This is a genomic window from Streptomyces diastaticus subsp. diastaticus (genome assembly GCF_011170125.1).
Classification (GTDB): Bacteria; Actinomycetota; Actinomycetes; order Streptomycetales; family Streptomycetaceae; genus Streptomyces; species Streptomyces diastaticus.
Map to the genome: position 1 here is coordinate 561,524 of NZ_BLLN01000003.1, position 14,002 is coordinate 575,525.

Consider the following 14,002-nt stretch of genomic DNA (forward strand, 5'->3'; position numbering starts at 1 on the left):
GTGTCGCGGACCTGGGGTCCTCAGACCACGGCCCCGCGCCCCGGATCGTCGTCCTCGTCGCCGTCGTTCATGCGCACGACCAGGGTGGCGAAGCCGCCGAGGAAGCCGCCGACGCCGAGGGTCGTCAGCCACCAGGTCATGTCCCAGTTCAGCAGGACGGCGAGCAGGAGCAGCAGCGGGCCGCCGAGGACGGCCACCCACGCGAAGCGGGTGGTGGTGTCGGCCTCCGGCAGCGGCGGCGGCTCGGGCGGCACGAAGTGCCCCTCGTCGTCGTCCTCGGCGGCGCCCCCCTTCCTGCCCTTCCGGCCGTCCTCGCCCGCCGGGGCGTTCTCGTCGGGCAGCCGGTAGTCGCGCGGCCCGATGCCCGGCGCGAAGGAGACCGAGCCACCCAGCGGCCGCTCCGGCTCCAGGGTGTCGGTGCCGCCCGCGTCCTTGGTGGCCGTGGGGAACTCGCGATCCAGGTCGGCCATCTCCTCGACCGACTTGAACGGCCGCGCGCCCGGCGGGTCGGCAGGCTCGTCGCCGTACCCGGCGACGATCGCCTCCCAGGCGGCCTGCTCGTCCAGCGGGGCCTTCTTCTGCTCCTCGGGCTCGCAGTTCTCCTCGCGGCCCGCGCCCTGTTCAGCCACTGACGGCCTCCCCTTCCGGCCTGCTGTCCGCCCCGCCCGCCCCGGTGCGGGCGATGAAGGCGGCGCTCTCCTCGAAGACGCGCGGTGCGTCATGGTCCAGTGTCGCCACGTGGAAGCTGTTCTCCAGCAGGACCTCCGTCACGTCCGTCGAGGAGACCCGGCCCAGCACCCGCGCAGAGTCGGCGGGCGGCACCACGTGGTCCCGCGGGCTGCGCAGGAGCAGCAGCGGCTGGGTGACCTGCGGCAGTTCGGCGTCGACCAGCCGGAAGAAGTTCCGCAGGGAGTGGGCGGCGTGCAGCGGCACCCGGTGGTAGCCGACCTCCTCGGCGCCCTCCAGGGCGATGTCGGAGACCAGGCCCTTGGTGGTGCGGACCAGGTGGCGGGCGGCGGGCAGCGCGTAGGCGCTCAGCCCGTGCACCTTGTTGGCCGGGTTGACGACGACCACGCCGCGCACGGCGTCCCCGTGCCGGGCGGCCAGCCGCAGGGCCAGCGCGCCGCCCATCGAGAGCCCGGCGACGTGCACGTGCTCGCAGCGGGCGAGCAGCTCACCGAGGGCCCGGTCGACCTCCGCGTACCAGTCCTGCCAGCCGGTGGGCTGGAGGTCCTCCCAGCGCGTGCCGTGACCGGGGAGGAGCGGCAGGGAGACGGTGTGGCCGCGGGCGGCGAGGTCCTCGGCCCAGGGGCGCATCGACTGGGGTGTTCCGGTGAAGCCGTGGCAGAGGAGGACACCCGTGGCCCCGCCGTCGTGGCGGTACGGTTCGGCTCCAGGCAGGACCGGCACCTTCGGTCTCCGTTCGTGAGGCGCGGACGGGGGCAGACGGCTCCGGAGGGGGCGTGGAGGCCGCCGCCGGTGCGGGCTGGTGTGGTGTTCACCGTACGCGACCGGGTCTGCACCGACCAGGTTCCGTCGCGTCCCGCGGCCGCCGCCGGCCGCCCGCCGCCGAGGCGGGCCGCGCGCCCGTCGCGGGATAAGGTCTCTGGCGACATACCCGGCAGGAGGAAGACCCTTGATCTACGGAGCCATGAAGGTCGTCATCGGAGGGCCGCTGAAGGTCGCCTTCCGGCCGTGGGTGGAGGGCATCGAGAACATCCCCGCCGACGGCCCCGCGATCCTCGCCAGCAACCACCTGTCGTTCTCCGACTCCTTCTTCCTGCCCACGATGCTCGACCGGAAGGTCACCTTCATCGCCAAGGCGGAGTACTTCACCACGCCGGGGGTGAAGGGCCGGATGACCGCCGCGTTCTTCAAGGGCGTCGGCCAGCTCCCCGTCGACCGCTCCGGCGGCCGGGGCGCGGGCGAGGCGGCGATCCGCAGCGGCATCGAGGTGCTGGAGCGCGGCGAGCTGTTCGGCATCTACCCGGAGGGCACCCGCTCCCCGGACGGCCGGCTCTACCGCGGCAAGCCCGGCGGCCTCGCCCGGGTGGCGCTGGCCACCGGCGCCCCGGTCATCCCCGTCGCGATGATCGACACCGAGAAGATCCAGCCTCCCGGCCAGGTCCGCCCCAAGCTGCTGCGCCCCGGCATCCGCATCGGCGAGCCGCTGGACTTCCGCCGCTACGAGGGCATGGACCACGACCGTTTCGTGCTGCGCGCGGTGACCGACGAGGTCATGTACGAGATCATGAAGCTCTCCGGCCAGGAGTACGTCGACGTCTACGCCACGGTCGCCAAGCGGCAGCTGGCCGAGGACGCCAAGAAGCGGGCCGAGGAGGAGAAGGCCATCGCCAAGGCGGAGAAGGCCGCCGCCAAGGCCGGGGCCGCCCGCGAGCAGGACGACGCCGGACGGGCCGCCTGAGAGGCGCTCGGCGCCCGCACCCCGCTTCCGGTTACTTTGGTCGGCGGCACAGGCCGCCGGTCCGGGCGGCCGGGGACACGGGGGCACGGAGATGAGACGTGAGGCGGCCGCGATGAGCATGTCGGTGGAGCAGCCGCTGTGGCGCGCGCTCACCGCCTACCGCGCCCTGACCGCGGTCTACGCGGTCGCCATCGCCGTCGTCGCCCGCGACTCCTACGAACGCCCCCAGGTCGCCTTCGGCTACCTGGCGGTCCTCCTGGTGTGGACCCTCGCGACGCTGCCCCGCTTCACCGGCGCCGCCCGCTGCACCCGCCCCTTCCTCGCCGTGGACGTGGGCCTCGCGCTGGCCGGCATCCTGCTCACCCCGCTCGCCGACGGCGCCGGTCGGCACGCCGCGGACGGGCCGACGCTGCCGTCCATCTGGACCGCCGGCGCCGTCCTCGCCTGCGCGCTGAAGGGCGGCTGGCGCTGGGCCGCCGCCGCCTCCGCCCTGGTCGGCGCAGCCAACCTCGCCCAGCGCGGCGAGGCCAGCCCCAACACCCTCCACAACGTGCTGCTGGTCTGGGTCGCCGCCATCGCCATCGGCTACGTCGTCGAGGTGGCCCGCGCCTCCGAGCGCACCCTCGCCCGCGCCCTGGAGATCCAGGCCGCCACCCGGGAGCGTGAACGCCTCGCCCGCGACATCCACGACGGGGTCCTCCAGGTCCTCGCCATGGTCCAGCGCCGGGGCACCGCCGTCGGCGGCGAGGCGGCGGAACTCGGCCGCCTCGCCGGTGAGCAGGAGGCCGCGCTGCGCCGCCTCATCACCCAGGGGCCCGTCCCCGAGCCGCGCCCCGCCGAGCCGAGCGGGAGCGCCGCACCGCGGGACGACGAGCGGCCCCAGGACCTGATGGCGCTGCTCGGCCGCTACGCCGACGCCCGCGTCACCCTCTCCGGGCCGGGCACCCCGGTGGAGCTGGCCCCGCACGCGGCCCGGGAGACGGCCGCCGCCGTCGGCGCCGCCCTGGACAACGTCCGCACCCACGCCGGCCCCGGAGCCCGCGCCTGGGTCCTGGTGGAGGACGAGCCGGACCGGGTGCTGGTCTCCGTACGCGACGAGGGGCCCGGCATTGCCGAGGGCCGGCTCACGGAGGCCGCCGAGGAGGGCCGGCTCGGGGTGGCCCAGTCCATCCGGGGGCGCCTGCGGGACCTGGGCGGCACCGCCGAACTGGTCTCGGTGCCGGGACAGGGCACCGAGGTGGAGCTGACCGTACCGAAGCAGGACGAGGACGGCCGGGAGGCGGCGACGGGCCGCCGGGACCCGGCCCAGGCGGGGGAGGGGACGCAGTGACGACCGAGGAGCGGCCGCCCGGGGGCGGCGCCGGAGAGCCGGTGCGGGTCATGGTGGTGGACGACCACCCCATGTGGCGCGACGCCGTCGCCCGGGACCTCGCCGAGGCCGGGTTCGCGGTGGTGGCGACCGCCGGGGACGGGCCGCAGGCGGTCCGCCGGGCCCGCGCCACCCGGCCCGACGTGCTGGTCCTCGACCTGAACCTGCCGGGGCTGCCCGGCGCCCGGGTCTGCCAGGAGGTCGCGGGCGAGGACGGGCCGCGGGTGCTGGTCCTCTCCGCCAGCGGCGAGCACGCCGACGTCCTGGAGGCGGTCAAGGCCGGGGCCACCGGCTACCTGGTGAAGTCCGCCGGGACCGAGGAGCTGATCGACGCCGTCCACCGCACCGCCCGCGGTGACGCCGTCTTCACGCCCGGCCTGGCCGGACTGGTCCTCGGCGAGTACCGCCGGCTCGCCGCCGGACCCGAGCCCACCCGCGGCAAGCCCGACGCGCCCCGGCTGACCGCCCGCGAGACGGAGGTGCTGCGACTGGTCGCCAAGGGGCTGAGCTACAAGCAGATCGCCGAGCGGCTCGTCATCTCGCACCGCACCGTCCAGAACCACGTGCAGAACACCCTCGGCAAACTCCAGCTCCACAACCGCGTCGAACTCGTCCGGTACGCCATCGAGGCCGGACTCGACGACGAGGGCGACGGCGAGGGGCGCCCGGGCACCGGCCGCTGAGCCGGTGCGGGCCGCGCCCCGCCGCCGTAGCCTCGTTCCCGGGACGACCCGACGAGCCGGGGAGACGGCGTGGAGATTCTGGCCTTCGGTGTGCAGGACGACGAGCGGCCGCTGATCGAGCGGGCCTTCGCGGGCGAGCACGAGGTGCGCTGCGTCGACGTCTTCCTCAACGGCGACACCGCCGCCATCGCCCGCGGCTACGAGGCCGTCTCCACCAGCGTCAACGCCGACCTGGGCGGACCCGTGCTCCAGACCCTGGCGGCCGGCGGCACCCAGTTCGTCGCGCAGCGCTCCACCGGCTTCAACAACATCGACCTCGACGTCGCCGAGCGGCTCGCCCTGACCGTCGCCCGGGTCTCCTCCTACTCGCCGTACTCCGTCGCCGAGTTCGCCTGGACCCTCGCCATGGCCGTCAACCGCCGCGTCGTACGGGCCGCCAACCGCACCCGTGACTTCGATTTCCGGCTGGAGGGGCTGATGGGCCGCGACCTGCGCGGCCGCACCGTCGGGGTGATCGGCACCGGCCGCATCGGCGAGGCGTTCACCCGGATCGCCCACGGCTTCGGGATGAACCTGCTGGGCTGGGACCTGGCGGAGAACCCGGTCTGCGCGGGCCTCGGTATGCGCTACGTCGAGCGCGAGGAACTCTTCCGCGAGGCCGACGTGGTCAGCCTGCACGTCCCGCTGCTGCCCTCCACCGAACACCTGGTGGACGCCCGCGCCCTCGGTCTGATGAAGGACGACGCGATCCTCGTCAACTCCAGCCGCGGCGGCCTCGTCGACACCCGCGCCCTGGTCGACGTGCTCCGCGCGGGCCGCCTGCTCGGCGTCGGCCTCGACGTCTACGAGGCCGAGGCCGGCCTGTTCTTCTACGACAAGTCCCTCGACGTGGTCACCGACGACGTGCTGGCCCGCCTCATGACCTTCCCCAACGTGGTCGTCACCTCCCACCAGGCGTACTACACCGAGGACGCCGTCACCGAGATCGTCGACACCACCGTCCGCAACGTCCGCGACTACGTCGCCGGACGCCACAGCGAGAACGTCCTCGTCCCGGCCCGTCCCCCGCGCTGACCCGGTGCCGGGGCCCCGCCGGCGGCGCGGCCCCGGCACCGGACGCCTCAGCCGACCTCCGCCGGCACTCCCGCCAGCAGCTCGGCCACCAGCGCGGGGCCGCGCAGCGACAGCACCGACTCCGGGTGGAACTGCACGGAGGCGAACCCCGGCCCACGCAGCGCGTGCACCTCCCCGGCCGCGTCCCGGCTCACCTCGACGCCGTGGGCCGCCAGCTCCGCGGCCGCCTCGTCGTCGCAGGAAGCCACGTAACTGTTGTAGAAACCGACCGTCTCCGGCCGCCCGAAGAGGTCGATCCGCACCTGCGCCCCCTGGTGGGGCACCCGCTTGCGGACCAGCGGCAGCCCCAGCTCCGCCGCGATCAGCTCATGCCCCAGGCACACCCCCAGCACCCCCCGCCCCCCGTGCCGGCCGTCCAGCACCTCCCGGGTCACCTCGCGCAGCAGCCGCATCCGCGGATCGGCCGGGTCCGACGGGTCACCGGGTCCCGGTCCCAGCACCACCGTCCCCCGGTGCGCCGCCACCGCCGCCCGCAGCCCCGGCTCGTCGAACCGGCGCACCGCCACCCGGTGCCCCGCCGCCCGCAGCACATGGGCCAGCATCGAGGTGAAGGTGTCCTCGGCGTCCACCACCAGTGCGTCCCCGGCCACCGCCGCCGCGGGCTCGCGCATCCGCAGCCAGAACGGGGAGAGCCGCTCCCGCCGGGCGTCCAGCGCCGCCCGCACCCGGATGTCGTCGGCGAACCGCACCGGTGCCGCCCCACCCGCCGGCCGCCCCGGCCGCACCCCGAGCGCCGCCAGCACCCCCGCCGCCTTGGCGTGCGTCTCGGCGACCTCGCCCGCCGGGTCCGAGCCCCGCACCAGGGTGGCGCCGACCCGGACCCGGACCACACCGGCCGGGTCGATGTCGGCGGTGCGGATGAGGATCGGCGAGTCCAGGCACTGCGCGCCCGCCTCGTCCGTAAAGAGCAGGGCGAGGGCGCCCGCGTAGTAGCCGCGCCCGGCCGGCTCGTACCGTTCGATGACGCGGCAGGCGTTCTGCACCGGCGAGCCGGTCACCGTCGCGGCGAACATGGTCTGCCGCAGCACCTCGCGCACGTCGAGCGTGGAGCGGCCGCGCAGCTCGTACTCGGTGTGGGCCAGGTGCGCCATCTCCTTCAGGCGCGGTCCGACCACCACCCCGCCGAGGTCGCCGACGGCGCACATCATCTTCATTTCCTCGTCGACCACCATCGACAGCTCGTCGCGCTCCTTGGCGTCGGCGAGGAACTCCAGTACACCCTCGGCGGTCGGCCCGCCCGCCGGGTAGCGGTAGGTCCCGCTGATCGGGTTCATCACGACCGTGCCGCCCGTGCCGGACGCCACCCCGTCCCGCGCGCCGCCCGACATCCGCACGTGCGCCTCCGGGCTGGCGCCGACCAGGGTCCGCTCGCCGGTGTGCACCACGTACGTCCAGTAGGCGCCCCGCTCCTGGGCCAGCAGGCGGCGGAAGAGGGCCAGCGCGTCAGCGCGGGAGAAGCCCTCGATCCGGCCCTGCCAGGTGCGGCTGATGACGAAGTTGGCCCCTTCGCCCCGGCCGATCTCGTCCGTGACGACCCGGCGGACCACCTCCTCGTACCCCTCGTCGTCCAGGTCGAAGCCGCCGTCCGCGACCTCCACCCGGTGCGCGGGCAGGGCGGCCAGCGCCTCGTCCACCGGCATCCGGTGCACCGCGTCCGCGTGCAGCACCACCAGCCCCGTCCCGTCGTCCCGCACGTCGAAGTCCCGCTCGCGGATCTGCCGGAACGGCACCAGGGCGAGGGCCGGGCGCCCGTCCACGGGCAGGTCGGCGAGGCGCTCCACCTCCCGCACCGGCCCGGTCAGCACCTCCACGGTCCGCCCGTCGAGGCCGGGGGCGGAGCGCCGCAGCAGGGCGAAGGGCCCGGCGCCGGGGGCGGTGAGCCGGGCGAGGTCGTACGGCTCGGCGGGGGGCGGGGGAGCGGCGGGCGATGTCGGAGCCATGAGCGTTCCTTCCTCGCGGGGCCCGGACGGCGGGCCCCGTGCAGGGCTGAGGTGGGGAGGAACGGCCCCGGACATGCGAAAGGCCGCCCCTCGGGCGGCCTGGGAATGCGTGCTGAGCGCGTCAGTCAGTGGGCCGCCGGATGAGCGGTCCACCACCAGTTCCGGGTCTGCTGCGCGATCATGGCGGCGATCCTAGCGCACCCGGTGCGCGGCTTCCGGCGCTTTCCGCGCCGCGTGTGTCCCTCGTCCCACACTGTGGGCAGAGCGCCGGACAGCGCGGGCGGAGGCCGTACCCTGACTCTCGTGACATCGACTGTTGAGAACTCAGCTGCCCATGTGCCGTCCTGGCGATCCCTGCCTGCCGCGCAGCAGCCCGAGTATCCCGACCAGGAAGCCCTGGCGCGGGTGGTCACGGAGCTGGAGTCCTTCCCCCCGCTCGTCTTCGCGGGCGAGTGCGACCAGCTGCGGGCCCGTCTCGGCTCGGTCGCCCGGGGCGAGGCGTTCCTCCTCCAGGGCGGCGACTGCGCGGAGTCCTTCGAGGGCGTGGGCGCGGACGACATCCGCGCCAAGGTCAAGACGCTCCTCCAGATGGGCGCCGTACTGACCTATGCCGCCTCCGTCCCCGTGGTGAAGGTCGGCCGGATCGCCGGCCAGTACTCCAAGCCGCGCTCCAAGCCCACCGAGACCCGCGACGGCGTGACGCTGCCCACCTACCGGGGCGACTCCGTCAACGGCTTCGACTTCACCGAGGAGGCCCGGGTCCCCGACCCCGAGCGCCTCAAGCGGATGTACCACGCCTCCGCCTCCACGCTGAACCTCGTCCGTGCCTTCACCACCGGCGGCTACGCCGACCTGCGGCAGGTGCACGCCTGGAACCAGGACTTCGTGAAGTCCTCCCCGTCCGGCCAGCGGTACGAGAAGCTCGCCCGCGAGATCGACAACGCGATGAGCTTCATGCGGGCCTGCGGCGCCGAGCCGGAGGAGTTCCGCACCGTCGAGTTCTACGCCTCCCACGAGGCGCTGCTCCTCGACTACGAGACGGCGCTGACCCGCACCGACTCGCGCACCGGCCACCTCTACGACGTCTCCGGCCACATGGTGTGGATCGGTGAGCGCACCCGGCAGATGGACGGCGCCCACATCGAGTTCGCCTCCAAGGTCCGCAACCCGATCGGCGTCAAGCTCGGCCCGACCACCACCCCGGAGGAGGCGCTGGAGTACATCGAGCGCCTCGATGCGGAGCGCGAGCCCGGGCGGCTCACCTTCATCGTGCGGATGGGCGCGGACAAGATCCGCGACCGCCTGCCCACCCTGGTGGAGAAGGTCACCGCCTCCGGAGCCATGCCGGTGTGGGTCACCGACCCGATGCACGGCAACACCTTCGAGGCGGCCTCCGGCCACAAGACCCGCCGCTTCGACGACGTCCTCGACGAGGTGAAGGGCTTCTTCGAGGTCCACAAGGAACTGGGCACGCACCCCGGCGGCATCCACGTCGAACTCACCGGTGACGACGTCACCGAGTGTGTGGGCGGGGGCGACGAGATCTTCGTCGACGACCTCCACCAGCGGTACGAGACCGCCTGCGACCCCCGGCTCAACCGCAGCCAGTCGCTGGACCTCGCCTTCCTGGTGGCGGAGATGTACCGGGGCCAGTGACGACCTCCGGTCAGGTTTCCGCGGGGCTCGGCTTCGGCCGGGCCCCGCGCCCTTTCCGCCGCACGCGCCCGCCGGGCCGAGAAATGCCCCGCGAGCGCAGGCCGGCCGGAACGCGGGCGGCCGGTGCGGACCGGTCTGTGATCCGTGCCCCACCGGCGTACCCGGGCTGTCCCGCGCGCGACGCGATGAGTAAGGTTAGGTTAGCCTCACCGAAGAACCGGTCCGATCGGTCGGTGCGGGCCGTCCGACCGCCGCACTCCCGGGGAGGTGAACCGCGTGTACGTCTGCTCCTGCTTCGGCATCACCGAGGAGGAGGTCCGGGCACGTGCGGCCGCGGGCGCCGGAACACCGCGCAGCATCGCTTCCGCCTGCAAGGCCGGCACCGACTGCGGCTCCTGCGTCCGCCGCATCCAGGCCCTGCTGGGCCGGGGCGCCGCGCCGCGACGGCACGCCGCGGGCTGCTCGGCCGTGACCCCGGCCGCCGCCGGGGGCGCCGCGCCGCTCGACGAGGCCGCCTGAACCGGCTTCCGCCGGAGACCGGGGCGGCTCAGCTGTCCGGCTGCTCGATCTGCTGCGTGAGGTACAGCGCCTCACCCATCTTCTCGATGAGCGCCAACTGCGCCTCCAGGTAGTCGATGTGGTGCTCCTCGTCCTCCAGGATCTCCTCGAAGAGCCGCCGTGAGGTGTGGTCCCCCTTGGACCGCATCACCTCGATGCCCCGCTTGAGCCGGTCCACCGCCTCCAGCTCGATCTGCATGTCCGCCTCGAACATTTCCGTGACGGTCTGGCCCACCCGGACGTGGAAGAGCCGCTGGTAGTTGGGGAGGGCGTCCAGGAAGAGGATGCGCTCGGTGAGCCTGTCCGCGTGCTTCATCTCGTCCATGGACTCGGCACGCGTGTACTTGGCCAGCTTGTACCAGCCGTTGTTGTCCTGGATCCGGTAGTGCAGCCAGTACTGGTTGATCGCCGTCAGCTCGGCGGTCAGCTGCTCGTTGAGAAACTCGATGACCTCGGGATCGCCCTGCATGGCAAGGGCTCCTTCCAGGGGGCGGACGGGCGGGAATGCGCGCATCCTCGCAAAGCCGTGCCCCCTGGTCCAGTAAGTGCAGGCTTAGTGGCAGATGCCCGAATCGGCCCCGCCCTGGTCATTTCCGGCCGCCCGGGTCTGTCAGGATGGAAGGCATGGGACAGCCGGAAAGCCGCGAGGCGCAGCAGCCACAGCTCCCTCCCGGCCAGCGGCTCCAGCGCGGCTGGCCGGTCACCCACTACGGGCCCGTGCCGCGCTTCCGCCCCGACCGCTGGGAGTTCCGGGTCTTCGGGGCCACCGCCGAGGAGGGCAAGCACACCTGGACGCACGAGGAGTTCACGGCCCTGCCGTACGCCACCGTCGTCGCCGACCTGCACTGCGTCACCAAGTTCAGCATGCTCGACGCCGAGTGGGGCGGGGTGCCGGCCCGTACGGTCGCCGAGGCCGCGCCCCCCGCCGACCACGTCACCCACGTCATGGTCTGGGCGGAGTACGGCTTCAGCTCCAACCTGCGGCTCGGCGACTTCCTCGACGAGCGGACCGTCTTCGCCACCCACAAGGACGGTGAACTCCTCACCGCCGAACACGGCTTCCCGCTCCGCCTGATCGTCCCCCACCTGTACGCCTGGAAAGGCCCCAAGTGGGTGCGGGGCATCGAGTACATGACCGCCGACCGGCGCGGCTTCTGGGAGGAGCGCGGCTACCACAACATCGGCGACCCCTGGCGCGAGCAGCGCTACTCCTACCAGGAGGAACCCGGGGACGGGCCGCAGTTCTGAGCACCGGGGGCGTCCGGCCGGTCGCGGGCGTCGCCCGGCGAGCGCCGCCAGGCTCTCCGCCCCGTCCGGGCGGGGGAGGCCCCGGCCGAGGCCCCCGGCGCGCCGGGAGCACCCACCGGCCACCGCGGGTGCCGCCCGGGAGATGTCAGAGCGACCGGGGGCCGCTCTGCGCCCCGTCCCGCAGCTCCTTGAGCCGGGCCACGTCGGCGGTGTGGCCCTCCTTGCCGCCCGGCGTCTCGATGACCAGCGGCACCCCGGCCACCGCCGGGTGGGCCAGCAGTTCGCCGAAGGGGTCCGCGCCGATCGAGCCCGCGCCGATGGAGGCGTGCCGGTCCTTGTGGGCGCCCGCGACGTCCTGGGAGTCGTTGGCGTGGATGAGTCGCAGCCGGCCCTCGCCGACCGTCGCCACCAGCGCGTCCAGGGTCTCCTTCACCCCGCCCGGCGCCGCCAGGTCGTGGCCGGCGGCGTGGATGTGGCAGGTGTCCAGGCAGACGCCGAGCTTCGGGTGGCGCTCCAGCACGTCGAAGTACGGGCCGAAGTCCTCGACCTCGGCGCAGAGCGAGGCGCCCTGCCCCGCCGTCGACTCCAGCAGCAGGTACGGGTCCTCGTCGTCCAGCTCGTCCAGGAGCGGCAGCATCAGCTCGCGAGCCTGCGCCAGCGCCGTCCGACGGGAGCGCCCGCCGGTCGCCGAGCCGGTGTGCACGACGACGCCGAGCGCGCCGATCTCCCGGCCCCGGCGCAGCGAGTGCCGCAGCGAGGCCACCGACTTCTCGGCGGTCGCCTCGGTGTGCGAGCCGAAGTTGATCAGATAGGGGGCGTGCACGTACGCCGGTACCGACCGCTCGGCGCACAGGCGGCGGAACTCCTCGTCCTGCCGCGGGTCGCCGACGGGTGTCGCCCAGCCGCGCGGATTGGCGACGAAGACCTGCACCGCCTCCGCGGCGAGTTCCTGGGCGTAGGCGAGGCCGGTCTTCGCGAGGCCGCCCGCCACGGGGACGTGGGCACCGATGCTGCTCCTGTTCACGGTGTCCAGGGTCGCACGGTCGCGCGCGGCCTCCGTGGCCCGGTCCGCCCCGGCCGCGGGCGCCGCGTGGGGTCAGCGGACGCGGATGCTGATCTCGGAGCCGCGCGGAGCGGTGTCGCCGCCGTCGACCGACTGGTACCAGACCGTGTCGCCGAAGAACCAGCGGGAGACGTCGACGCGGAACCCGGCGTCCTCCAGCGTCTTGCGGGCCGCCTCCTCGCTCTCGCCGGTCACGTCCGGGACCTCCACCAGGTCGGGGCCCTTGGAGAGGGTCAGCTCCACCTCGGCGCCCTCTGCCAGCTCCGCCCCGGGCTTCGGCGACTGGGCCGCCACGGCCCCCTTCTCGTGCTCGGAGAAGATCCGCTCGTCGGCGGTGCGCACCTTCAGCCCGGCCTCCTTCAGCTCCTCGGTGGCCTCCTCGACCGAGGAACCGGCCAGGTCCGGCACCTCCACCGGTGCGCCCTTGCTGACCACCAGCGCCACCGCCGAACCGCCGCGCCGCTCGGTCCCCGCGGCCGGGTCGGTGCGGATCACCTCGCCCTTGGCGACGGATTCGCTGAAGGCGCGGGTCACCATCCCCGGCGCCAGCCCGGCGTCCCGCAGCCGTGCCCGGGCCTTGTCCAGGGCCGTCCCCTCGACCCGGGGGACGGTCACCTTGCGCGGACCGAGCGACACCGTCAGCCGCACCGAGTCGTTCCCGCGCACCCGCTCGCCGGTGGCCGGGTCGGTCTTCGTCACCGTGCCCCGGTCGGCCGTGTCGCTGTAGGCCTTGTCGACGCCGCCCACCCTCAGCCCGGCGTCCGCCAGCCGCTGCCGCGCCTCGTCCTCGGTCTTGGCCAGCAGCGGCGGCACCCGCGTGAACTGCCCCGAGCTGATGTACCAGACCCCCGCGCCCACGCAGAGCACCAGCAGGACCGCGACCAGTGCCGCCAGTCCGCGCCGGTTCACGCCCCGGCGCCGGGGCGGGGCGGGAGGCTCCGGCGGGGGAGCGGTGAGCACGCTGGTGCGCTGCACCCCGTCGTCCTCGGCCGGCCCGGCCGGGGTGGCGAGGCGGGGGATGACGCTGGTGCGGTCCTCGGCGATGCTGCGGTCGCCCTCCAGCGCCGCCGGGGGCACCGCGTCCAGCGCCGCGTCGTCCAGCGCCGCCCGGGCGCCCTGGGCCAGCGCCAGCAGGGCCACCGCGTCCGCGGGCCGGTCGCCGGCGGCCCGCGCCGTCGCCGTCGCCACCAGGCGGTCCAGCTCCGGCCCCAGGTGCGGCACGGCCTCGGACGGCGGCGGCACGTCCTCGTTCAGGTGCCGGTACAGGACCTGCGCGGGGGAGTCCCCCGAGTGCGGGCGGCCACCGGTCAGCATCTCGTAGAGCACGACCCCGCAGGCGTACACGTCCACGCGGGCGTCGGCCTCGTCGTCCCGCTCGATCTGCTCGGGAGCCAGGTACGAGACGGTGCCCAGCACCGCGCCCGTGGTGTCGGTCACCGTGTCCACGGCCTTCACCAGGCCGAAGTCGGCGACCTTGACCCGCCCGTCGTCGCCTATGAGGACGTTCTCCGGCTTCATGTCCCGGTGCACGAACCCCGCCCGGTGGGCCGCGCCGAGCGCCGCGAGCACCGGCTCCAGCACGTCCAGCGCCGCCCTCGGCGTCAGTGCGCCGCGCTCGCGCAGCACGTCCCGCAGAGTGCAGCCCGGCACGTACTCCATCGCGAGATAGACGTACGCCCCCTCGGCGCCCTGGTCGAAGACGCCGACCACGTTGGGGTGCGAGAGGCGGGCGACCGAGCGGGCCTCACGGATGAAGCGCTCCACGAAGGAGGCGTCGGCGGCCAGCTCCGGGTGCATCACCTTGAGGGCCACCACCCGGTCCAGGCGGGTGTCCAGGGCCCGGTAGACCGTGGCCATGCCGCCGACGGCGATGAGCGCGTCGACGCGGTAGCGGCCGTCGAGCACCAGCCCCAGCGGGTCGGTGCC

Annotated in this window: 14 protein-coding genes; 7 read left to right on the top strand and 7 right to left on the bottom strand. The window is 74.2% G+C overall.

Annotated elements, in window-relative coordinates:
- Positions 1-20 precede the first annotated feature (20 nt).
- Both Sdia_RS10900 and Sdia_RS10905 read right to left on the bottom strand, forming a co-directional pair.
- Positions 21-629 (bottom strand): hypothetical protein, encoded by a 609-nt coding sequence (locus tag Sdia_RS10900; protein WP_100453052.1) that lies wholly within the window; start codon positions 627-629, stop codon positions 21-23.
- Positions 622-1,410, bottom strand: coding sequence for an alpha/beta hydrolase (locus Sdia_RS10905; RefSeq protein WP_100453053.1), 789 nt, complete (start codon positions 1,408-1,410; stop codon positions 622-624). The genes Sdia_RS10900 and Sdia_RS10905 overlap by 8 nt, the downstream gene beginning before the upstream one ends.
- A gap of 241 nt (positions 1,411-1,651) precedes the next feature.
- Here Sdia_RS10905 and Sdia_RS10910 point away from each other — a divergent pair, with 241 nt between their 5' ends.
- The 4 genes from Sdia_RS10910 (at position 1,652) to Sdia_RS10925 (ending at position 5,551) form a co-directional block, all read left to right on the top strand.
- Positions 1,652-2,425 carry a lysophospholipid acyltransferase family protein gene (locus Sdia_RS10910; protein WP_181844038.1) on the top strand — a complete coding sequence of 258 codons (774 nt, stop codon included), beginning with the start codon at positions 1,652-1,654 and terminating at the stop codon, positions 2,423-2,425.
- A gap of 91 nt (positions 2,426-2,516) precedes the next feature.
- The gene (gene macS, locus Sdia_RS10915) at positions 2,517-3,755 is read left to right on the top strand and encodes a MacS family sensor histidine kinase (protein WP_164494911.1); all 1,239 of its coding nucleotides are present in this window, start codon (positions 2,517-2,519) and stop codon (positions 3,753-3,755) included.
- Positions 3,752-4,477, top strand: coding sequence for a response regulator (locus tag Sdia_RS10920; protein ID WP_370464539.1), 726 nt, complete (start codon positions 3,752-3,754; stop codon positions 4,475-4,477). The genes macS and Sdia_RS10920 overlap by 4 nt, the downstream gene beginning before the upstream one ends.
- Before the next feature lie 69 nt (positions 4,478-4,546).
- Positions 4,547-5,551 (top strand): 2-hydroxyacid dehydrogenase, encoded by a 1,005-nt coding sequence (locus Sdia_RS10925; protein ID WP_100453055.1) that lies wholly within the window; start codon positions 4,547-4,549, stop codon positions 5,549-5,551.
- 47 nt (positions 5,552-5,598) lie between these two features.
- On the opposite strand, the gene Sdia_RS10930 is transcribed toward Sdia_RS10925, so the two are convergent.
- Together Sdia_RS10930 and Sdia_RS30720 are read right to left on the bottom strand one after the other, a co-directional pair.
- Positions 5,599-7,551, bottom strand: a complete 1,953-nt coding sequence (locus tag Sdia_RS10930; protein WP_100453056.1) for an anthranilate synthase family protein — start codon at positions 7,549-7,551, stop codon at positions 5,599-5,601.
- A gap of 125 nt (positions 7,552-7,676) precedes the next feature.
- Positions 7,677-7,733: a trp operon leader peptide gene (locus tag Sdia_RS30720; protein ID WP_359131190.1), complete on the bottom strand. Its 57-nt coding sequence runs from the start codon at positions 7,731-7,733 to the stop codon at positions 7,677-7,679.
- 121 nt (positions 7,734-7,854) lie between these two features.
- Here Sdia_RS30720 and Sdia_RS10940 point away from each other — a divergent pair, with 121 nt between their 5' ends.
- On the top strand, positions 7,855-9,207 hold the full coding sequence (locus Sdia_RS10940) for a class II 3-deoxy-7-phosphoheptulonate synthase (RefSeq protein ID WP_100453057.1): 1,353 nt from the start codon (positions 7,855-7,857) through the stop codon (positions 9,205-9,207).
- A 267-nt stretch (positions 9,208-9,474) separates the two neighbouring features.
- A complete protein-coding gene (locus tag Sdia_RS10945) occupies positions 9,475-9,726 on the top strand; it encodes a (2Fe-2S)-binding protein (protein WP_100453058.1) in 252 nt (83 codons plus the stop codon).
- A gap of 28 nt (positions 9,727-9,754) precedes the next feature.
- Here Sdia_RS10945 and bfr read toward each other — a convergent pair whose 3' ends face one another.
- Positions 9,755-10,234, bottom strand: a complete 480-nt coding sequence (gene bfr, locus Sdia_RS10950; RefSeq protein WP_100453059.1) for a bacterioferritin — start codon at positions 10,232-10,234, stop codon at positions 9,755-9,757.
- A 155-nt stretch (positions 10,235-10,389) separates the two neighbouring features.
- Here bfr and Sdia_RS10955 point away from each other — a divergent pair, with 155 nt between their 5' ends.
- Positions 10,390-11,013, top strand: a complete 624-nt coding sequence (locus tag Sdia_RS10955) for a sulfite oxidase-like oxidoreductase (RefSeq protein ID WP_100453060.1) — start codon at positions 10,390-10,392, stop codon at positions 11,011-11,013.
- A 145-nt stretch (positions 11,014-11,158) separates the two neighbouring features.
- Here Sdia_RS10955 and Sdia_RS10960 read toward each other — a convergent pair whose 3' ends face one another.
- Together Sdia_RS10960 and pknB are read right to left on the bottom strand one after the other, a co-directional pair.
- Complete coding sequence (locus tag Sdia_RS10960; RefSeq protein ID WP_100453061.1) at positions 11,159-12,037, bottom strand: deoxyribonuclease IV; 879 nt, start codon at positions 12,035-12,037, stop codon at positions 11,159-11,161.
- A gap of 72 nt (positions 12,038-12,109) precedes the next feature.
- Positions 12,110-13,981 (bottom strand): Stk1 family PASTA domain-containing Ser/Thr kinase, encoded by a 1,872-nt coding sequence (pknB, locus tag Sdia_RS10965; RefSeq protein ID WP_100453062.1) that lies wholly within the window; start codon positions 13,979-13,981, stop codon positions 12,110-12,112.
- Positions 13,982-14,002 lie beyond the last annotated feature (21 nt).